21 protein-coding genes are annotated in these 21,978 nt (G+C 41.1%); all 21 read left to right on the top strand.

The annotated features are described in order from the left end of the window. The first annotated feature begins 1 nt into the window (after position 1). Positions 2-1,405, top strand: coding sequence for a DUF4055 domain-containing protein (locus ACZBKJ_RS03085; RefSeq protein ID WP_463199460.1), 1,404 nt, complete (start codon positions 2-4; stop codon positions 1,403-1,405). Continuing rightward, positions 1,398-2,453 (top strand): minor capsid protein, encoded by a 1,056-nt coding sequence (locus ACZBKJ_RS03080; protein ID WP_463199459.1) that lies wholly within the window; start codon positions 1,398-1,400, stop codon positions 2,451-2,453. Before ACZBKJ_RS03085 ends, ACZBKJ_RS03080 begins: the two co-directional genes overlap by 8 nt. A gap of 112 nt (positions 2,454-2,565) precedes the next feature. Beyond that, positions 2,566-3,267 (top strand): hypothetical protein, encoded by a 702-nt coding sequence (locus tag ACZBKJ_RS03075; protein ID WP_463199458.1) that lies wholly within the window; start codon positions 2,566-2,568, stop codon positions 3,265-3,267. A 13-nt stretch (positions 3,268-3,280) separates the two neighbouring features. Further along, complete coding sequence (locus tag ACZBKJ_RS03070; RefSeq protein ID WP_463199457.1) at positions 3,281-4,225, top strand: major capsid protein; 945 nt, start codon at positions 3,281-3,283, stop codon at positions 4,223-4,225. A gap of 2 nt (positions 4,226-4,227) precedes the next feature. Beyond that, the gene (locus tag ACZBKJ_RS03065; protein WP_463199456.1) at positions 4,228-4,455 is read left to right on the top strand and encodes a hypothetical protein; all 228 of its coding nucleotides are present in this window, start codon (positions 4,228-4,230) and stop codon (positions 4,453-4,455) included. Between the two features lie 54 nt (positions 4,456-4,509). Next, positions 4,510-4,872 (top strand): DnaT-like ssDNA-binding protein, encoded by a 363-nt coding sequence (locus ACZBKJ_RS03060; RefSeq protein WP_463199455.1) that lies wholly within the window; start codon positions 4,510-4,512, stop codon positions 4,870-4,872. Between the two features lie 11 nt (positions 4,873-4,883). Then, on the top strand, positions 4,884-5,237 hold the full coding sequence (locus ACZBKJ_RS03055) for a glutamate 5-kinase (RefSeq protein WP_463199454.1): 354 nt from the start codon (positions 4,884-4,886) through the stop codon (positions 5,235-5,237). Next, positions 5,237-5,596: an HK97 gp10 family phage protein gene (locus tag ACZBKJ_RS03050; protein WP_463199453.1), complete on the top strand. Its 360-nt coding sequence runs from the start codon at positions 5,237-5,239 to the stop codon at positions 5,594-5,596. Before ACZBKJ_RS03055 ends, ACZBKJ_RS03050 begins: the two co-directional genes overlap by 1 nt. After that, a complete protein-coding gene (locus tag ACZBKJ_RS03045; protein ID WP_463199452.1) occupies positions 5,596-5,988 on the top strand; it encodes a phage tail terminator-like protein in 393 nt (130 codons plus the stop codon). The genes ACZBKJ_RS03050 and ACZBKJ_RS03045 overlap by 1 nt, the downstream gene beginning before the upstream one ends. Before the next feature lie 18 nt (positions 5,989-6,006). Further along, entirely contained in the window at positions 6,007-6,573 is a 567-nt protein-coding gene (locus ACZBKJ_RS03040; RefSeq protein WP_463199451.1) for a Gp49 family protein, read from the top strand. A 76-nt stretch (positions 6,574-6,649) separates the two neighbouring features. Then, complete coding sequence (locus ACZBKJ_RS03035) at positions 6,650-7,558, top strand: phage tail tube protein (protein ID WP_463199450.1); 909 nt, start codon at positions 6,650-6,652, stop codon at positions 7,556-7,558. Between the two features lie 4 nt (positions 7,559-7,562). Further along, positions 7,563-8,054 (top strand): hypothetical protein, encoded by a 492-nt coding sequence (locus tag ACZBKJ_RS03030; RefSeq protein WP_463199449.1) that lies wholly within the window; start codon positions 7,563-7,565, stop codon positions 8,052-8,054. Positions 8,055-8,074: 20 nt separating this feature from the next. Beyond that, entirely contained in the window at positions 8,075-8,326 is a 252-nt protein-coding gene (locus tag ACZBKJ_RS03025) for a hypothetical protein (RefSeq protein ID WP_463199448.1), read from the top strand. A gap of 74 nt (positions 8,327-8,400) precedes the next feature. Continuing rightward, on the top strand, positions 8,401-9,102 hold the full coding sequence (locus tag ACZBKJ_RS03020) for a hypothetical protein (RefSeq protein ID WP_463199447.1): 702 nt from the start codon (positions 8,401-8,403) through the stop codon (positions 9,100-9,102). Between the two features lie 81 nt (positions 9,103-9,183). Further along, positions 9,184-13,377: a tape measure protein gene (locus ACZBKJ_RS03015; RefSeq protein ID WP_463199446.1), complete on the top strand. Its 4,194-nt coding sequence runs from the start codon at positions 9,184-9,186 to the stop codon at positions 13,375-13,377. Between the two features lie 80 nt (positions 13,378-13,457). Next, complete coding sequence (locus ACZBKJ_RS03010) at positions 13,458-13,790, top strand: phage tail protein (protein WP_463199445.1); 333 nt, start codon at positions 13,458-13,460, stop codon at positions 13,788-13,790. Between the two features lie 137 nt (positions 13,791-13,927). Further along, complete coding sequence (locus ACZBKJ_RS03005; protein ID WP_463199444.1) at positions 13,928-14,263, top strand: hypothetical protein; 336 nt, start codon at positions 13,928-13,930, stop codon at positions 14,261-14,263. 12 nt (positions 14,264-14,275) lie between these two features. After that, positions 14,276-14,938 (top strand): phage minor tail protein L, encoded by a 663-nt coding sequence (locus tag ACZBKJ_RS03000; RefSeq protein ID WP_463199443.1) that lies wholly within the window; start codon positions 14,276-14,278, stop codon positions 14,936-14,938. Positions 14,939-14,948: 10 nt separating this feature from the next. After that, positions 14,949-15,716, top strand: coding sequence for a C40 family peptidase (locus ACZBKJ_RS02995; RefSeq protein WP_463199442.1), 768 nt, complete (start codon positions 14,949-14,951; stop codon positions 15,714-15,716). Further along, complete coding sequence (locus ACZBKJ_RS02990) at positions 15,703-16,278, top strand: tail assembly protein (protein WP_463199441.1); 576 nt, start codon at positions 15,703-15,705, stop codon at positions 16,276-16,278. Before ACZBKJ_RS02995 ends, ACZBKJ_RS02990 begins: the two co-directional genes overlap by 14 nt. Positions 16,279-16,296: 18 nt before the next feature. After that, on the top strand, positions 16,297-21,813 hold the full coding sequence (locus ACZBKJ_RS02985) for a TipJ family phage tail tip protein (protein ID WP_463199440.1): 5,517 nt from the start codon (positions 16,297-16,299) through the stop codon (positions 21,811-21,813). Positions 21,814-21,978 lie beyond the last annotated feature (165 nt).

Raw genomic sequence — 21,978 nt, 5'->3', positions numbered from 1 at the left:
TATGCCTGTTAATACATTACACCAACAGTTTGCCAAGCTAAATAAACGCTGGCAGATGATGCGCGACGTAACCGATGGTGAAAGCGCAGTTAAGGCAAAAGGCGAAGAATACCTGCCTAAGCCAAACAAACAAGACAACACGCCTGCAAACAGGGAGCGTTACAAACAATACATTGCTAGAGCATCATTTTTAGAGGTTACTAAAGACACACTAGACAAATACACAGGTCAAGCATTTGCAACTGACCCAGCCTTGGTAACCGATAGCTCCTTTGATTATCTAAAAACGAATGCCAATGGTGAAGGTGCAACCATCTATCAATTAGCGCAAAAGGCTTTTATTGACCAAATGCGTTATGGTAGATGTGGACTGCTTATTGACTGCAAAAAAAGCGTAAGCGGCTTATCTCAAGCGGATGTTGAGCTTTTTGATTTGACTCCAAAGATTAAGTTTTATGATGTGTTCTCAATTATAAATTGGCGCATCACTGACGATAAGTTATCAATGCTTGTGTTGCGAGAAGATATTGAGCAGGTGCAAGATGATGACATATTTGTTGTCAATCACGTTACACAGTACCGCTGTTTTACTCTTGAGGCAGGCGTGTGTCGTATTGATGTATGGCGAGAACAAGGCGCATGGCAAATTATTGATACAACATACCCAACTGATGCCAAAGGCAATCTCTTAAGTTTTATCCCTTTTGTTATTGTTGGCAGCGATATTAACGACTTTAGTGAACAATCCATACCGCTTGAAAGTATTGCTAGACTTAATTTAGCCCATTACCGAAATAGCGCTGACTATGAAGACAGTGTCTTTAGATGTGGTCAGGTACAACCTGTGATTAGCGGGATTAGTGATGCACGCCTGCGTTATCTTGAAGATAAAGATATTAGCATTGGCAGTGCATCGGCTTTATTGTTAGAGCCAAACAGCACATTTAGTTTTGTGCAGGCGGGGGCAAATACGCTTGCCTCTGAAGCAATGGATAAAAAATACCTAAATATGCAGCATTTGGGAGCAAAATTAATTGAGCCTAACAAAGGTAATAAGACAGCAACTCAAGCAAGCCAAGAAAACAGTGCTCAAAATAGTGTGGCGAGCATGTGTATTGTTAATCTAAATGAAGCAATGCAAAAAGCGTTATCCATCATTTATACATTGTCAAATATGACAACGACAGAGGTGTTGTTCAAAGTAAAACAAGAGTTTATAAATCTTGATGTTGAGCCAAGCGTATTGCAAAACTTATCTGCATTGGTGCAGGCGGGACTAGCGCCCAAAGAGGTTATATTTGATTATTTACGAAAATATAATCTGATAAACGCTGAATTAACCAATGATGACATTTTAGGATTGATTGAGGCGGATATACCTCATTTAGAGTTTGATGATGAGTAACAATGATAGCGATATTAGACGAGCAGTGCTTGTGGAGGGTTACAAGGCTTATTTGGTGGATTTATTTACCCAAAAACTCAAAGAAATCGATAGATTTTTACAGAAGTCGGTATTTAAGACTGATTTGCCAGAGCTTAATCAAAGAAGTCTAAATAAATTGCTTAAAAATACCAATGATGAACTTAATGAGCTTTTGGGGCTTTACATTGATACGCTCAAAAATGAGTTTAAATCATTTTTTGACGATAGCTATAAATTTGAACAAAAAGCCCTACTGCAACGATATAAAAGCTTAAAAGGCAAGTTATCAGCCCCAAAATCGCTTGAGATATTATACGATGATGTTTTAAATAAGCCATTGGAGCTAAAAGGCGTTTTTGGGTTGTCGCTGGATGAAATGCTTAAGAGCTTTAAAGAAACTCAAGCTGACCGTATTACGCGCGCAATACGTCTTGCCCATCATAAAGGATTAACCAACAGAGAGCTCATTAAGTTTATAAGGGGTAGTAAAGCAAAAAACTATCAAGATGGCATATTAAATACCACACAGCGTAATGCTGCAACGATAGCGCGCACAGGTACAGCAATTATATCCAATGAAGCAACTTACCAGTTTATCAACAGCAATAAAGATTTGATAAAAAATATTAAGGTGGTTGCCACATTGGATGGTCGCACAAGTACAATTTGTCGAAGTCTTGACGGTAGGATAATGCCAGTTAAAAGCGCTGTTTATCCACCTTATCACTTTAATTGTCGCTCAAAGGTTGTGCCAGTTATTGGTGATGACCATGACACTAAACCGCTAAAGCGTGCCAGTAAAGATGGCGTAGTTCGTAATATGACTTATTATGAGTGGCTCAAAACTCAAAGTGATGGTTTTCAAGACCAAGTTTTGGGTAAAAAGCGTGCAAAATTATTCCGTGAAGGTGGCTTATCTGCATATCAATTTGCTGATTTGCAACTAGATAAAAACTTTAAGCCATTGACTTTAAAGCAAATGCAACAACTAGAACCGCTTTTGTTTGAGCAGGTGTTTGAAAATTAACTTAAATATAAGTCATCCACAGACCTATTTACTGATAGGTTTTGTAGTGATTGGGCGATTGCTAGTAACATAACTGTAATAGCAATCATAAAACAACATAACAGGATAAAAGATGTTAGATTTTTTGATTGACGAAGAAGCTTTAAATGGCTTGGAAGAAAATTTACAAAAACTTTATACAAAAAAAGATGATGGCCAATACCAGCTTGAGGTTGGTGGGTTGCCAGAATATGACGGTTTGAAGCAAAAAAACGCCGAACTGTTAAATGAAACTAAAAAAGAACGTGAACTTAGACGTGGGCTTGAGGAAAAGGTTGCTCAATTTGAGAAAGAGAAACATCAAGAACACAAGAAAAGTGGGGATATTGAAGCTTTAGAAAAATCCTATCTTGACAAAATCGCCAAGATGGAAAGTGAAAACAAACAAAAAGCGGATTTATTACACAAACAAATTTACGACTTAACGGTTGGACAAACTGCGACAAATATCGCAAGCGAACTGGCAGTGCAAGGGTCTGGGGCTGTGCTATTGCCACATATTCAAAACCGTTTAACACTTGACGAGAATCAAAAAGTGCGTGTGTTGGACTTGCAGGGCAATATTAGCGCATTAACTTTAGATGATTTAAAGCAAGAGTTTCGTGCCAATGCAGCGTTTAAACCGTTAATTGCGGGCAGTTATGGCCAAGGCAGTGGTGCTGCTGGGTCAAATCGCACGCCTGCCACATTAAAACGTGGTGATATGGATGCCAAACAAATGGCTGAATTTGTAAAACAAAATGGGATTGAGGCATACCTCAAATTACCAAAATAAGAAAAGGTAGCATATGGGAACTACAATTAATAACGACACAATTATCTACAATGAGCTCGCTCAAACTGCTTATCTTGAGCGCCTCCAGGATAATTTATCGGTTTTCAATCAGGCGTCAAATGGTGCAATTGTTTTGCGCGATGAGATGATTGAAGGCGATTTTGAGAAAAAAACATTTTATAAAATTGGTGGAAATATTGCACATCGCGATGTAAACAGCGTAGCTAAGGTTGAGGGTAAAAAAATCTCAATGGGCGAGCGTGTAGGTGTAAAAGTGCCATTTACATACGGTCCTTACGAAACCACTGAAGAAGCATTTAAACGACGTGGACGAAGCCCAGAGGAATTTAGCATCATTGTTGGCCAGGATTATGCTGATGCAATGCTTGTTGGTTACTGGAAATATGCCACCGCAGCACTGCAAGGCGCAGTTGGTTCAAACAACAGCATGCTTGCTAAAGCCAAATTATCTGAACATGGTAAAAAGGTATTAACCAAGGGTATGCGTGCTTTTGGTGATAAATTTAGCCGTTTGTCATTATGGATAATGGATAGCGACAGTTATTTTGACATTATCGACGGGGCAATCTCTGATAAGCTTTACCAAGAATCAGATACGGTCATTTATGGCGGCTTACCTGGGACTATGGGAATCCCTGTACTTGTTACTGACCAAGCTAAAAAAGATACAATCTATGGCTTGCAGGCGGGGGCAATTAATATTACCAATAGCCAACTGCCAGCATTTCGCGCTTATGAAATCAATGACCAGGTAAACTTAGGCATCGGCATTCGTGCTGAAGGTACATTTAATTTGGACGTCCTGGGTTATAGCTATAAAGTAAGTGCTGGAGCAAATCCAACACTGGACACCCTGGGCGCTAAAGCAAACTGGGAAAAATGGGCGAGCAGCAATAAAAACACTGCAGGCGTGATTTTAGATATTGCGGAGGCTTAACTATGTTAATTTACAGTCCAGATGGTGGCAAAATTGAAGGGTTGGACGGCGATTACCGCAACCCTGATTTTTTTGATGCTGTATCACCGGCAACAAAGGTGGTGCTAGTGGGCGATTATCCTCATATTGAGCAGGCATACAAAGATGCTAATATTTTGGTTGAGCAATATGAAGTTGCAGAAAATGAGCCGCCTAAGAAACCAGAAAAGGAACAAACAAAAGCTAAATGACCAAGTAACTGCCCGATATTGAGTTGGGCGGTTTTGTTTTTGGAGTAAGGTTATATGCTAACTCTTGATGACCTACAGATGGTGGATGGTGCAGATGAGCGTGTTTTATTGATTGTAAACGCTTATATCATCAATAAAGGCGTTAAATTAGTGCAAGATAATGAAGTGCCAAAAGCCATCAAACAGGCAGGTATCGAACTCGCTAAAGCTTTTATTGCAGGCGAGTTTATGGCGGGTAGAAGCGAAGGCATGGTTGTAAGCAAAGCATCTAAAGCTGGTGATGTATCAGTATCTAAGACTTATGCACAAGGTAAAGATGGTCAGCCAATCAGCGCAAAACAGATGATAGCGGATGCACTGTTAGAACCCTATGTTAAAAAGGGACTTAATCTAAGTGCGCTATTAACAAGGGCTTAAAGGTTGTGATTATGAAGCAGGAGATACAAAGAGAGCTGACAGCTGCATTTGATACTGATTTAAAAGATGCGGTTAAAAGTTTTACGGGTGCTGCTAATGTTCAAACATCTAATGATGAAGATTGGCTTATTGGCGCAGTTAGCAACAGTCAAGCAAATTATGAAGGGCGTGGCGTATTCACGGGTTTTAATAAATCTGAAATTGATGGCCAAAGCATCTTACTGACCGATGTTAAGTTGATTTGTTTGCAAAATGAAGTAACTCAAGAGCCTAAAGTTGATGATTTGATTAATGGGCAGCGCGTTGTATCGGTCCAGCAAGACCCAGTCAGCGCCAGTTTTGTTATCCAGCTTAGGGGAGCGTAATGGCAGTAACATGGCAAACGCCGCCTAATTTATTTGTAAACGTGGTGCAACATGATTTAGATAGAGTGTATCGTACGTTTATTATGGTGGTGTACAGTAATCTTGTTATGTTAAGCCCTGTTGATACGGGGCGTTATCGTAATAATCATCATATCAGTATTGGCAGTCCAAGCTATTCAATTTATGACAATACAAGAGGTGTTGCAATGCAGTTACCGCCAACTGGCACTTATCCAACGATTTATATACAAAACAATCTACCTTATGCTTTGCGCCTTGAGCATGGGCATAGTAAACAAGCACCAACTGGTGTTTTTCACAATGCCTTTATGTCAGCAGTGGCAACCATCGGAGTCTGATGATGAACAACATAATCATTGAGCGTTTGATTATGACGCATTTGATGAAGTTTGAGAAAATTAGCAAAGAACGTGTTGCGAGAGTGAACCAAAATTTTATCCCGCCTGCAAGTGGCATTTGGATAAGACCAAATATTATACCAGGTATAAATTTTATCAGTGGTATAGCAGGCGCGCCGTGCACGCGTGAAATTGGAACACTAACGATACAGGTATTTGACCGTGTCAATCAAGGCACAGCAAATATTAAGGAGTTTTGTGATGAACTTGGGAAACATTTATCATATTATCAAATATATAATTTAGAGCTACTGTCTGCTAGTCTCGTTTTTGTCGGGGTTGATAACGAATTTTGTCAATACAATGTTATTTTGCCCTATCGTTATAACTAATAATTATTGGAAAAACTTATGAATAAAATTACTAAGCAATCTTTGGAAAATGAAATTGATAAGATTGAATACACCCGCTTAACGGGAACTCTAACTCACTGTGCAATTACAGTTAAAAATGGGTTTGTCTTTACTGGTGAAAGCTCATGTATAGACCCTAAGAATTTTGATGAGGAAATCGGCAAACAAATAGCATATGAAAATGCTTTTGACAAAATGTGGTCTCATTATGGATTTTTGGTTAAAAATCTAATGGATGATTATGACAATATTTCCCCAGAACTAGATATATTTGATTTTGGCACTGCCATTAGTCTGCTTAAGCATGGCAAGAAGGTTTGCCGCAAGGGTTGGAATGGTAAAGGCATGTATTTATTTTTAGTTGATGGTAAATGCGTGACAGAGGCAGTCAATGATTGCTATGGAGACCCTACGCGCCACGAATTAGGCTCTGATGGTTATGAAAAAGGTCAGTCTATTGCTGTAATTGACGCAATTTACATGAAAACCGCTGATAATAAACTTGTACCGTGGCTCGCTAGCCAAACTGACGTGTTGGCAGAGGATTGGGTTGTTGTAGAGTGATTGTTTGATATAGAACAAAATTCAAAAAATCATCAATTATTTTTTTAAATAATTGCTGAATTAAACAGGAGTAAATATGAGTCGTGGTTCAAAAATTATCACTTCTTACGCTGTTCAGTCAAGCAAAGAAGTCCCAAAGACAGGTTGGTTAAATCTGCCCTATAAATCAAATGGACTGTCAGCAAGTTTTGAAAACACCGAAAGTGAAACCATCACAAACAGCCGAATTACGCAGGCGGGTCTGCCAACATCAGGAACATTGCAGGGTGATATTGAGGTGGAGTTTGCTAAAGAAGTCTATGACACCTTGATTGCTGCAGCTGCTTGCAATGAATGGCAGGGCAATGTTTTAACCTTTGGTGGAGATGTGGCCAAAACCTTTGCAATTGAAACAGCATACACCGATGTTGGTATTTATCATTACTTTGGAGGCATCCGAGTAAACACATTTAGCTTATCAGTTGGTGATAGTGGTTATGCAACCGCTAAATTTGGTCTGATGGGCACAGATTATAAAAACCAAAACGATACTGCATTTAGTAAAAACCCCACGCCTGCAGGCGAGCTAAAACGTGTAACGGCGTTATCTGTTGAAGACATTAAAATTGACGGAGTTACAACGAAAGGAACGGCTTGTGTAACCGAGTTTAGTTTTGAGCTTGATAACAATATACAAGCTCAGAAATGTTTGGGCGATGGTATCTTTGCTGGCAAGCTGTTAGAGATGATGGCCAAGATGAGTGGCTCAATCACGCTAGCTTATGGCAAAAAAGCTCAAGAGATTGTAAACAAACAGATGACTGGCGCAACCATCGCAATTGAGGCAACCTTTAAATTTAGCGATGGCTCAAAGTATGTGTTAGCTATTCCAAAAGCGCAAGCGGCAGGCGAGACCCCAAGCGGCGGAATGAACGATTTGGTTAAACAGACTTTAAATTACACAGTAGTTGAGCAAGCACCAACATTAACTAAAATAACAGGATAAAAAAATGGCTTTTATTATTAATAAACAAAATTTAAACAAAAACGATGACGATGCAACCAAAGAATATACCTATGGTGATACAGGCATCGTGGTAAGAGTTTACCCTGAAACGCGTCCAAATTATCGTAAAGCAGCCGAGGTTATCGGACAAACCGTTGCCCGAATAAACAATTCAAGACCTGTAATCACTGCAAGCGACCTATCTGGTTTTACCGACGAACAGATGACTCTAGGTGAAGCCTATGCTTATTCAATTGGTGAACATTTATTGTCGGATTGGAATGTATTAATTGAAGAAAATGGAGAAAATAAACCACTTGAACCAAATGGTGCTAACCTGATAATGGTAGGTAATCAATTGGGTGGTGTTGATACGTTCGCCTTATGGGTTTATGCTTGCTCACAAGATTTTGCTAAAGAACGAACTGAAGAAATCGTTGCGCTTAAAAAAAAGCAGTCCAAAGATGGCGATGGCAAACAAATTACCAAGAGATAAGCGATTTTGATAGACAAGTCATGGATTATGTTGGCGTGGATATACCCAACGAGGCGGAAACTGATTGGGCAGTTGATTTGATTATAAGAACATTTTTACTGGCTAATCGGTCAAGGCGCTATATTAGCGGTATGAGTATTGTTGCTCTACCTCTAAGCGTTGAGGATATAACCAACGTTCTAGCAGCTCACCCAGTTATACTAGGGCGTGAATTGCTAGACACTTGTGTTTTTGCAATTGATGATGAGTATTTAACAATGGCTTTAAGCTAAATTGTAACAAATACTTGCTAAGTTGTTACTATACTGATATGATTTAGGTGATTTTGTTTTGATGGAATTTGCTTGTGAAACATCTATTTCTTGTTAGTACATTAGTTTTGTTTTTGGCTGGGTGTGCCAGCACGCCCGTAACAAATTATTCACCAACTACCAGACAAATTAGCGAGCCGCCCATTGGTAGTATTAACGTTGCTAATTTGGGTGATGAGCTACTAACTCAAGGGACCGCTACCGAACGGCAAGCATTATATGTTCCAACCACTCAAAAACTGGGGCTGGGGGCAAGCGTTACTCAAGGATTATTCCCAAAGTCTGGCGAAAAGGATGGGTTTGAATACTTTGCAACAATGGCTGGGGCTGATGCCGGCACGGTCAAATATTTGGGCGGTATCAGTGGCGCTCCAATGTCAGCATTAGGGGTGCTAGCGTTAAGAAAATCTGACAATGCCATTTGTTTTATTAATGGATTTAATGTCGCAGTTGGTTGCACAGCTGGGTTAAATTTTGAAAAAAGAAATCTGGCGGTTACAACAAATGATAACAGCTTTCAGCAAACACTACTTTATAACGGAAAAGTTGGTAATAAAATAAATATTGCTTATCGTGAGTTTAGTAGTAATTTGGCACGACCAGCTTTTAATAATGATGTAGAATATGATTTATCGCAATCAAATCAAATTGGCTATAAGGGAGCACTACTTGAAGTGATTGATGCCAACAACCAAACAATCAAATACAAAGTCATTAAAAACTTTAATACAAAATGACAATCTGGCTAGTTTAGCCAATTAATAGACAAACCGCTAATGTTATTCATTGGCGGTTTTTTTAATGGATGAAAGGTAAAAATGGAACAAACATCACGGCTTAGTATTATTGTTGATGTAAACAATGCCGAACAGTCCATCAGACGGTTAGAGCAGCGATTAACTAGCTTGCAAACATCCGGAACAAATACGGCAAGGTTATTAAACAATCTAGGTGCTGCAAATGGTCTAAATGGCGTTGCCGCTAGTGCCAATCGGTCAGCAGGCGCGCTACATCATCTTGCCACCAGTGCAAGTGGTGTTACCAATAACTTTAACCGCTTTGGCGCAACCATCAACAACAACGTAACCATTATTAATCGCTTAACCACAGGTGCACATGGAGCAACAGCGGCATTAACACGCCTGCAAAGCATGTTGGTTGGGGGTATTTACATTACAACAGCACTTAGCATTGCTAAGACTGCGGATAACATGCAAAATCTGCACAGCCAGATTAAGCTAGTAACCAAGTCTGCCGAAGAGTATCAGGTTATCCAAGCACGCCTGCATGAGATGGCCAATAAAAATCTATCCAGCCTACAAGCTACGATTAGTCTTTATACCAACTCTGCCCGCTCATTAAGCCAGTTGGGTAAATCACAGGAAGAGGTATTAAGGTTTACCAATGCTGTTAGTTTGGCAATGGGCGTTGGTGGCAAGTCTGCGCAGGAGCAGGCAGCAGCTTTATTACAGCTGGGTCAAGCCATGCAATCCGGCATACTACAAGGCGACGAATTTCGTTCTATCGCTGAAAATGCCCCAATACTTTTGGATTTAGTGGCTGAAAAGCTCAAAAAAACACGCCATGAAGTGCGTGAAATGTCCAAAGAGGGAAAAATCACCGCTGAAGTAATGTATCAGGCACTATCTGATGCTACACCACGCCTGCAAAAGATGTTTGACAGCATGCCAATTACAATGGCACAAGCTTTTGGTATTGCCAAAAATAACTACAACAAGTTTGTCCATGAATTTATTAATAATACCACAGGATTGAGTGGAGCAATTGCAAAAGCTATTGGTGGCATATCAAACAACTTTGATACACTGGCTAAAGTTACAATCACTACAGCTGGGTTGGCATTTGTACAATTTGCTAGCAGAGTAGCTGTTTCTAGTGTTGCTATGCGTGTATTTAATACCGTTGTAAAAGCAAACCCATTTGTATTGCTGGCAACTGCTGTTCTTGCGGTATCAGGTGCATTTTATGGGCTTGATGATGTGCTGGGCACTACAGGCATACTTTTTAAAGATTTGTTTGACCTAGCAACTAAAGGATTAAGTGGATTGCTTGAGCTGACTGGCGCTGTTGCTTCAGATATTGTTGCCTATTTTACAAACAGCAATAAGCAGTCATCAAACTCCTTTAATATATTTTTTAAAGATACCGAAAAAGGCTTTTTGGGGCTTGTACAGGCGATAATGCGCGTTGTTGCGTCTATTACCGCAACATTGGGCGGTTTTTTTAAATGGATGGGCAATGGTGTTTGGCAAGCAGTAAGAGGTAGCGCCAATGCGTTTATTTGGTTACGTAATATTGCTGAATCAGCAGGCGTGCATGTAATCAATGCCTTATCTGAATCTTTGGATATGGTTGCACAAGCAATCAATCAAAAAATTATGGGCATGAATGGAATCTTGTCTAATGTTGGTATAAATGTTCAGTTGCCACAACTTAATGTTGTTGGCATGCGTGTATCTGCTCAACCCATGCCTTATTTTACAGTAGAGGGGAAAACGTTAGGTGCTAATATTGCTGATATGATGGGCGTTACCATACCAATGGTGGACGAATACGCACATAGTGTAGCAAACCGAATGCAAGCCCAAAAGCAGATGCCAACAGTGGATTTATCAAAACCAATTGAGGCAAATACGCGTGCATTAAATCAAAATACCGATGCCAAGAAAAAGGATAAGGAGAAGAAGCAAAAGGAGCTCAAAGACAGCGATAAGTACAAACCTGCACAGGTGAATGCAACTGTATTGCGCCACGCTAGGGATTATAATTATTCTGATATTGAAAGTCGATATGGTCTGCCTCAAGGTTTGCTGGCGGCAGTTAGCATGCAAGAAAGTCGCGGAAATGCCAATGCAACCAGTCCAAAGGGCGCAAAAGGTGAATTTCAGTTCATGCCTGCAGCAGCTAAAAGGTTTGGTATTGGCGGGCAAGAAAGAAACACACTTAAAGCAGCAGAGGCGGCTGCTAAATACTTAAGTTATCTTTATAAAGAGTTCGGTGATTGGAATAAGGCTATCGCAGCTTATAATGCAGGCGAGGGCAATGTTAAAAAGCACAAAGGTATTCCACCTTTTAAAGAGACTCAAAATTACGTTAAAAATGTACGTAGCTATTTGGCGTTTATGAATGGTAGTGCAAAAATTAACCAAAGCCCTAATGATGTTATTAAGGCAGAGCAGCATTACTTAGAGCAACAGCGCAAAGAGCAAGAACGTATTGACCGTGAACGCCGCGACATACTGGGTGATTTAAACACCAAACGTCAAAACGAATACATTAAGTATCAGGAGAAAAGCGCAGAAATTGAGCGGCTTTGGGCTGGCGATACAGAAAAAATAACTGAATTAAAAACACAGTTGGCGAATCAATGGAAAGCGTATTCGGGTTATCAAGATAAACTATTGGAGTTTGAAACCAAATCACACACTTGGGATGTTTGGTATAGGCTAGCCAAAGAACTTGAGTTAAAACAAGCTGAAATTGATACTAATATTGATTTAACACCTGAAGAAAAAGCGTTATACAAAAATGCAGAGGGTCAAAAACACGCGCAAAAAACAGCTGAAACAATGCAGCATTTGCGAGAGCAAGAACTGGAAATTAATGGTTGGCGTAAAACTGCAGTAGAGCGTTTAAAACTTGAACAAGACATTGCGACGGGTAAGATTCAGTTAAATAATGAATTAACCGAGAAAGATAAGCAGGCGTGGATAAAGTCCACTGAGGCTAAATATGAACGGTTAATTGCTTTTGAAGAGTTAAAACATGACTTTACGAAGCAACATTATGATTTTGAAATTTACCAATTCAACATGACCGAAGACCAAAAGATTGTTGCTAGAACAAACATTGCATTGGCTGAATTGGCGGCGCGTGAAGACCTGATTGATGAAGTTAGGGAGTTGGAAGAGCAGGCAATTAAGGCGAAGTATCAGTATGAGATTAATGAGTTTGAAAAAACAAGAAATAAAGTTCTTTCAGATACAGTCGCTGATTATGCCCGCCTGCGACACATTTCTCTTAACTTTAAAGATAAGTATGCTGGAGTTAAATATGACCTAGATAAAGATGGCCACAATAAGCAATACCAGTCTGAAGTTGCTGATTACAATCGTCGTATAGATGCTCTCAAGGAATTTAATGAGCTAAGGGAGCGTTTGATTGATGGTTCAGCATTTAAGCTTAATTTATCCAGTGATGTTACGGGTGCTTATGTTGAGGTTGGTAGTGAGATTGGGTCGCTAATCAAAAACTTTGAAACCATTAAAAACCATCGAAAGCAGATGGCTGAAGACCTCGAACAAGACCGTAAAGCTGGGTTGATTTCACTTGCTGAGTATCAAGAACGCGAAAGAGCTTTGCAAGAGCAGCACCTAGCGACAATGACGCAACTTACATTAGGCGGAGCGGGTCAGTTTTTTGGGGCAATTTCCAACCTTGGTAAGGTGGTTTTGGGCGAGCAATCCAGCACCTACAAAGAGCTGTTTCGTATCAGTAAAGCGTTTTACATTACGCAAGCCACAATGGAGGTTTATAAGGCAGGCTCAAGTGCATTTGCTGAAACGCCTGGTTCTATCTGGGCTAAGTTGGCAGCTGCAGCTAAAGCTGTAGCGCAAAGCACATCATTTGTTAATTTAATTTCTGCGGTTAATCTAAGAGGCTTTAGAACCGGTGGTTATACTGGCAATGCTGGTGTCAATGATGTGGCAGGCGTGGTGCATGGGCAAGAGTATGTCATCAATGCTAAAAACACTGTTAAATATCGCAGTCAGCTAGAACAGATGAACAAAGGCACTTATCAAGAAACCAAAGGCGTAACCAATGTTATTATTAACAACTACACCAATAATCAGGCACAGGTTGAACAGCAACCTAACGGAGATTTCATGATTACTATTGGTAAGTTTATTGAAAACAAGGTTCGCTCAAGTGTCCAGCAAGAGTTTATTATGCATCAACGACAAGGTTATCCTTTAAGCAGAAGACGTTAATTTTTACTGCAATAATACAACATGATAATCCTTAGTTTTAATATATCCCGCTATACGCGGGTTCTTTTTTTGGGGTAAATATGCGACATTTTGGCTGGAAACTAAATCAAAACAGCAACGAAACCACCACGGCTAGCACTCAATTCGTGCGTTTTGGTGATGGTTATGAGCAAGCAGCATCTTTTGGGATTAATAATATTAGTAAAGCATGGCAGGCGAGTATTACTGATAAAAAGCCTATTATTGATGAAATTTATAGATTTTTAATCTCAACAAAGAATGTGGAGGTTTTTACCATTGCGCCAGTAGAAGGCGAGCCAACTATTAAAGTGCGATGCGTTGAAGACATTACAAGAAACCATGTTGGAGCTAGTGTGTGGACAATACAATTTAAGTTAAAACAAGCTTTTTAGCGACGCTAAGCACGATTTAAGCGACGCTAATTACAGAAAGTTAAATATAGTAAATCATTGTTTTTTAATCATTTTAATTTTAATAAATCTACTTAAGCACGATTAGGGGTGTTTTAAGCAACGTAAAGGAGGGTCGTATGACCGAAGCAAATCAAGCATTAGAATTGGCAATTATTTCTGAAACTGAAGACGAACAAACAGGTGCGGTTGCATCTTATCATTTGCCAGTTTCACAGCAAACTAGTTTTATCAGTCAAACCATATTAGTTACGTTTGCAAGTTATGTGAGTGAACGCGCTTATAAACACGGCAAGCAACCTGTGGGGTATATCACAGTTACTTTATCTGATTATAAAGATTTAGTTGTTGATGCGAGTGTATTGCATAAAGTTGTTCAAACAGATGGTGTGTTAAAAGGCGGTACAATCCGAGAGCCAAAGGCGGTTAAATCATCTAAAGCTCAAGAAGAGTAAGGAGTGGCAACAATGGCGCTTGTTTCTGATGTTCAAAAACTATCCGTAATCAACCTAATTACGTTGTATGAGCTTGATGCCACACCTCTAGGCGGTGAGATTTATCGCTTCCACGGCCATCAAGGTGGAGGTGTGATTTCTTGGCATGGGCAGCAATATACACCCATTTCAATTACAACCGAAGGTTTAGAGATGCGTGGTGATGGTAAAGCAAGCATGCCAAAGTTGCGTATCTCAAACCGCTTGGGTGATTTACAAGGAGCCATTTCAGCCTTTTGTTTGCGTTTTGCAGATTTTGCTGGTGCAAAACTTACTATTATTACAACTACTGATAGATATTTAGCTGGACAATCAGATGAGTATAAAAAACAGGTTTGGATTATCGAGCAAAAAACCGATGAGGATGAAAGAGAGGTCGTTTTTGAGCTGTCCAATTTGGTTGATTTTGAGAACTGGCAATTGCCAGGGCGTGAAGTAAATAGCTTTTGCAACTGGGCGGTGTGTGGGCGTTATCGTGGTGAGGAGTGTGGTTATATTGGCACAAAGATGTTTACGGCCAATGGCAACCCAACAGACAACCGAATGTTTGATGTGTGTCCAGGAAGATTGTCAGATTGTAAATTAAGAGGCAATGAAGGGTCATTTGGCGGCTATCCAGCAAGTTCTTTGGTTTAAGTGAGGGTATATGCTAAAGCAGCAACTACAATCTAGTATCATTAATCATGCTCGTACAACTTATCCCAAAGAATGTTGCGGTGTAATTATTGGCGATGCTTATTATCCATGCAACAACATTGCTGTTGGTAATGACATGTTTGAAATAGACCCTAATGATTTGATTAAACTATCAGAACTGGGCGAGATACAGGCAATTGTACACAGTCACCCAAATGGTACGCCAGAGCCTTCAATGGCTGACAAAATCGCAATGGCTTATCATGGTGTGGATTGGGTTATTTGTGCAGTTACCCCTATTGATAGCAGCATTGCCATTTACACGCCTGCACCCTTTAGCGCACCCTTAGTGGGTCGCGAATATGCGCATGGTGTGTTGGATTGTTACAGCTTAATACAAGATTACTTTTGGCGTGAATGTAATATAGAACTTAGTGGTTATCCACGCCTAGATGCGTGGTGGGAGGACCCAAACAGCCCATCGTTATATCTGGAGAACTTTAAAAAAGAAGGTTTTTATCCAGTTGATAACCTACAAAAACATGATGTTATCTTGTGCCAAGTAGGTAGGACGCACCATGTTAATCATGCATTGGTTTATCTTGGTGATGGCACATTAATCAGTGAGCAAAATCCATGCATTGGTCAGGATATTGTTTTGCATCATCCATATGGCAAGCTGTCAGTGCGTGAGGTGTACGGACAGGAATGGCGAAAAAGAACAGCTTTGATTGTAAGACACAAGAAATTTATCAGGAGTACAGATGAAAACAATTAAACTGTATGGCATATTAGCTAAAAAGTTTGGCAAGGAGTTTACGTTGGATGTACAAAGTCCAAAAGAAGCATGTCATGCGCTAGCTTGTCAGATGCCAGAATTTCGTTTGTTTATGCTTAAAAGTGAGCGTTTTGGCTATAAATTTGCGGTATTTTGTGGCAAACAGCGAGCTAAAGACAACATTGGTGAGCAACAACTTGACAATATTACTAGTCAAGAAATTATCCATATTGTACCAAAAATAATTGGCGCAGGTGGAAAAGCAATGGGATGGTTGCAAGTTGTAGCAGGCGTGGTGTTAATAGGCGCTGGTATGTTAGGTTTTGGTGGTCCAGCAACAATCGGAATTGGCGTTGGATTGCTAGTGGGTGGTATTACCACCTTACTTATGCCAACACCTCAAGGGCAAGAGCCAAACAATCCTGATGGTAATCGCCCCAACTATGGTTTTGGTGGAGCAGTTACGACAGTAGCTCAAGGAAGCGCTGTACCTATTCTTTATGGTGAGCGAGATGTAGGTGGATTTATTTGTTCTGCTGGCATCTACACCCAGGATGTATAGCACAAAACAGGGATAACTATGCAAATAAAAGGTTTTAAGAAAACAGCTGGCAAGGAGCGAAGACCTATTGTCGCTAAAGATACCATTGCTAACACTAGCATGGTAAGAATTTTATATGGATTGTCAGAAGGTGAGGTTTACGGCTTGGCGGATGGTGCTAAATCAATACGCTTAGATGGTACGCCAATTGTTAATAGTAGCGGACAGCCTAACTTTGCAGGCGTGCGTTATGAGTTTAGGTCGGGAACAAACGACCAAACACATATTGCAGGCTTTTCATCTGTAGAGAACGAGATTAACGTCAATGTAGAACTTCGCCACGATAGACCATTTGTCAAACAGATTAAAGGCGCAGAGCTTTCAGCATTTCGCATCCGTTTATCTTTTGGACGCATCGCCAAACAAGAAAGTAATGGGGATATTGGCGCATATCGCATTGATTACGCTATTGATGTACAGACAGAAAATGGCGCATATAACGAAGTATTAAAAACTTATATACATGATAAAACAAGCCAAGGGTATAAAAAATCGCATCGTATTGATTTGCCAAAAGGAAAGAAGTGGCAGGTTAGAGTTAGACGGCTAACAGAAAATGCTAATAATGACATGATTGGTGATACGATGCATGTTGAGGCAATTACTGAAATTATTGATGCCAAACTGCGTTATCCAAACACTGCATTATTAGGTCTTGAGTATGATGCAAAAACATTTAGTAATATTGCCAAGGTTGCTGCACGACTAAAAGGAATGATTATTCGTGTGCCAAGCAATTACAATCCTGATACGCGTGAATATATTGGGTTATGGGATGGCGCATTTAAAATGGCGTATAGCAACAATCCAGCTTGGGTTTTTTATGATATTTGTACTGCTAAACGATATGGACTTGGAAGCAGGCTTGATGGACAGATGGTTGATAAATGGTCATTATACAGACTAGGGCAGTATTGTGATGAAAAGGTTTCAGACGGAAAAGGCGGTCAAGAGCCAAGATTTACTTGTAATGTCTATCTACAAAACAAAATGGATGCATATGAGGTTTTGCAAAATCTAGCAGGTATTTTTAGAGCGCTTAGTTATTGGGACGGTCGAAAGGTTGTGGTTGATGGAGATTTTCCAAAGGATGCAGTTTACACTTTTGCACGCGCCAATGTGATTAACGGTCATTTTAGCTACACGGGCACGCGAGATAGAGACCGTCATACAGTTGCTAAAGTTGCTTGGGATAATCCAGAAAACGATTTTAAAACAGAATATGAAATCGTTAAGAACGATATGGCAATCGCTAAACGTGGGATTAAGACCCTAGATTTATCGGCTTTTGGTTGTACATCACAAGGTCAAGCTCAACGAGCTGGACGTTGGGCGCTGATGGCCGAAAGTTTAGAAACTAGACAAGTGAGCTTTTCGGTTGGACTTGACGGCTTTATACCGCAGATTGGTGATGTAATCAATGTATCTGACGAACTGTTTGCGGGGCGCGCTAATGGTGGTCGAATTATAGCTATAAATGGCAAGGTAATTACTATAGATAGAACAATTAATAAAACAGTGCAAGCTGGTGATACGCTTGTTATTAACGGCACAAATGGCAAAGCTGAATATCGCCAAGTAACGGCTATTAACAATGATAAAATAACGGTGATTGCACCTTTTGAATTTGCAAGCGTTGAGCATATTTGGTCATTGGATAGTGCTGATTTGCGTTTGATGAAATTTAGAGTAATACGCATTGGGCAACGTGATGAATGTAGCTTTGACATTACCGCTATACAATATGAGCCACAAAAATACAAAGCCGTTGATGAAGATACTGATGTAAGACCAACAGCAATTAGTTTAATTGAACCAGATACAATCAAAGCGCCAACAAATGTACTATTATCATCAAAGCAACGCATTGAGCAAGGGCAAACTGTAACCACTCTTACCATCTCTTGGGGGCAGGTAGCAGGCGCGACAAGCTACATTGTACAGTGGCGTAAAAGTGATGGAGTCTGGCAAACTGTAACGGTAGGGAATACAAGCCTGGATATTGAGGGTATTTATGCTGGCAGTTATCAAGCTAGAGTTGCAGCTGTCAGTGCTTTTGATGACGCATCTACTTATACCAATAGCACATTAACCACTATATCTGGCAAGCAAGGCAGACCGCCCAAGCCAACAGCAATCAATGCCAGCGGTGGCTTGTTTAGCATGGTGGTAAGCTGGACGCATGCCAAAGGCAGTGAGGACGCTAATTATACTGAGGTACAAGTCAGCCCCGATGGTCGCTCAAACATTGCAACACTTGGACAGTTTGCTTATCCAACAAATAAGCACGAGATTACAGGCTTGCAAGGCAATCTGACGCAGTTTTACCGCGCGCGCATTGTGGATAAGCTGGGTAATGCCAGCGATTGGACAGCGTGGACTTCTGGCACAACCGAGGCACGAGCCGATAAAGTGCTGGACATCATCTCAGGGCAAATCCGTGATAGTCATCTTGACCAGACGTTACGCACGCCGATTGGTAAAATTGGTGGTATTGAGAGTGGATTAAACGGTATCAAAGGGCAAATTCCAAGTCTGCAAAGTGCCATCAGTGCCATCAATGGACAGCTACCCACGCTAAATACTAAGATTGCCACCACTGAGCGTCATTTACAGACTGCTCAAAGCACTCTACAAACAGCAGTTGCCAACATCACCACCGAGCGTAACCGCATCACATCAGCAATTCGTGATATTACTGCTTTGCAAAATGCAAACAATGCCAAAACCCAAGAAATCGCCAATCTTGTACAAACTATGGGTAATCATACATCATCAATCCGTGAGCTTGGGGTAACGACAGGTGAACTTGCTCAAAAATACAGCCAGCTTAAAACTGTGGCGGATAAAGCGACAAGCGACATTACGGCGATTAGGCAGACACAGGCAGGGCAAGCCACTACTATTGAGCGGATGAACAGTAAATTTGGTTGGCAAACGCTCACTACCACCACCGACCTAAACACATTGACCGCACAAGGAAATTACTTTATTACAGGGGCAAGAACCAACAGCCCTGTTAATGCGTGGGTGTATCTGATAGTTGATGTGCCACGCTCTGACCGTATCACACAGACGGCATGGGCGGATAATGCCCCCAATACCACCTACCGCCGAACCCGTGCTGGCACAACATGGACGGCATGGGAAAAAATGGCAACAGGGGCGGAATTAAGCACCAAAGCAAGCTCAGCCGACCTAACCGCCGAACAACAGGCACGAGCGGATGCTGATGGTGCATTGGGTCAGCGGATTAGTGCGATTGATACCGCCTACAAACAAGCCGACACCGCCACAAATGCTAAACTTGCCAATGCTGAAAAAGCAATCAGTGACAACAACACGGCTCTATCACAGCGTATCAGCGCGTTAGATAGTGCCTATAAAAAGTCTGATACGGACTTAACCGCCCGTCTTGCCCGAGAAGAAACCGCCCGAGCCAGTGGCGACAATGCCAACAGCCAAGCAATCCGCACGCTTGAAAGCGCGGTGCAAGGCGTGAGCGGACGAGTTGGCACATCTGAGAGCAAAATCGCCACTCTTGAACGCACCACAAGCGATACAAATCAAGCGTTGGCAACGGCTCAAAACCAGCTCAATGCAAGATTTGATAATTTGGCAGTCGGTGGGCGTAACTTATTGCGTAACAGTCGCACCAATATTAACAATGCTAATTATGCTCATAGCTTTAACATTACCCAAGCCCCTAATTTTGGACAAGATGTGATTGTAACTTTATGGGGCGAGCTTGGAGCAGACCGCACCGAATGGGGGGTATTTAACACTTTTGGCTATGGTGAGCTTGCGACACTTAAAAAGGTTGCAGATGGTGTTTACCAAGCCAAATTTAAATGGCAAAACCATACGTACACAGGGGATAGGACGACAAACCGGAGTTTAAATGTTTACGCATATCCCAACACGGGTAAAAGTGTTAATCGCATTGACAAAATCAAATTTGAGATTGGTTCAGTTGCTACAGACTACACGCCTGCGCCAGAAGACACAGAACAAGACTTTGCGCAAACCAACGCCAACATGAACACCCTGCGCGAAACGCTTACTAACGCAGACAAAGCATTATCACAGCGTATTGATACGATGGATAGCGAGTACAAAGCGGCGGACCGGCAGACAAGCGCAAAACTTGGGCAACTGGAAAAAACCATTAGTGATAAGGATGGCTCAACAGCTCAACGCATTAGTCAGCTGCAAGCGGAGTATAACGCACTCAATGCCAGCAAAGCTACTCAAGCGGCTTTAACTGCCGAGCAAAACGCACGCGCAGCTGCCGACAGAGCGCATGCAGAGAGTTTAAGACAGCTAAATAGCCGAGTAGATGGCAATGCAAGCCGTATTACTACTGTTGAGCGCACGGCAAACGACACTAAGCAGGCGCTAGCCACTGCACAATCACAGTTGAGCGCAAGTTATACAAACCTTGACAACAAGGTTAATAACCTAAGCATTGGTGGGCGTAACTTACTGCCTAATACTAGACTGATGGGAGGAGCTTGGCAAGTAGCTAGCCATAACGGACAAACCCAAAAGTACCACGACGGCGAGGTGGTACGCATTGCTGGCAATACGCAAGACTGGAAACACCTTGCAATCCATATTGATAAAGCAAAAGCCCTTGAGTGGCTAGGCACTAGTCGAGATTTTGTTTTGTCTGTATCAATCCGCCGTGTATCGCAAACGCCAGACAAGTTAATCAGCTTAGCATTACGCAAAGGGCTAACGCGCGGGTTTAACGATAATCAGCTGGGTAGCAATGTAAACCCTAACAATCAGTGGACTAGATACTCAATCAAAGGCACAATTACGCCAGACGATTTGCAGTATTTATATGTACGTTTTGAGTGGTGGGATGATAGTGAGTATGAGTTTAAACACCCAAAACTTGAGTTTGGCACAATCGCCACAGACTACACGCCTGCGCCGGAAGATAATGACGCACTGATTGACGAGTTTAAACAAGTACAGGCAACTAAAGATAGTGCTATCGCTCAAACTGTCAAAACACTACAGACTACTGTAAACGGACAAACAGCAAGCATAGAGCAGCACACACAAAGTCTAAACGGCTTACAAGCTCAATGGACGCTAAAAATGCAGACAGGGGGTGTGGTTGGCGGTATTGGACTGGCTGGCAATAATGGGGTGATTGATTTTGCGATTAATGCTAATAAGTTTTACATTGCACCGCCCACAGGTGGCAAGGGCGTTACGCCGTTTGTGGTGCTAACCAGTCCACAGATGCTCAATGGTGTACGAGTGCCAGCTGGTACTTACATTAAGAGCGCATTTATCCAAGACGGCTCAATTGACATTGCCAAAATCAATAAAGCAAGTATCAATAGCTTATCGGCGTTGTCTGCTAACATCGGGCATTTTAAATCAGCACAATCGGGTGCGAGACTTGAGATTAAAGACAGTGTGCTTTTGGTGTATGACGCCAATAATACACTACGTGTGCGTTTAGGGTTATGGTAAGGAGATAATATGCCAGTTGGGTTAGAAGTATTTGATAATAACGGTAATAAAATTCTTGGTATGGACAAATCCGTATTAAGAATTACTAAAGTATTTAAAAATAAAGCTGAAATCAAACAGTTTTTAGCTAATAATCCTCAAAAAGCTAGATTTTTATTAATATCC

The sequence above is a fragment of the Moraxella sp. I5G genome (assembly GCF_055193055.1).
This window is presented reverse-complemented; position numbering and strand designations above follow the sequence as displayed.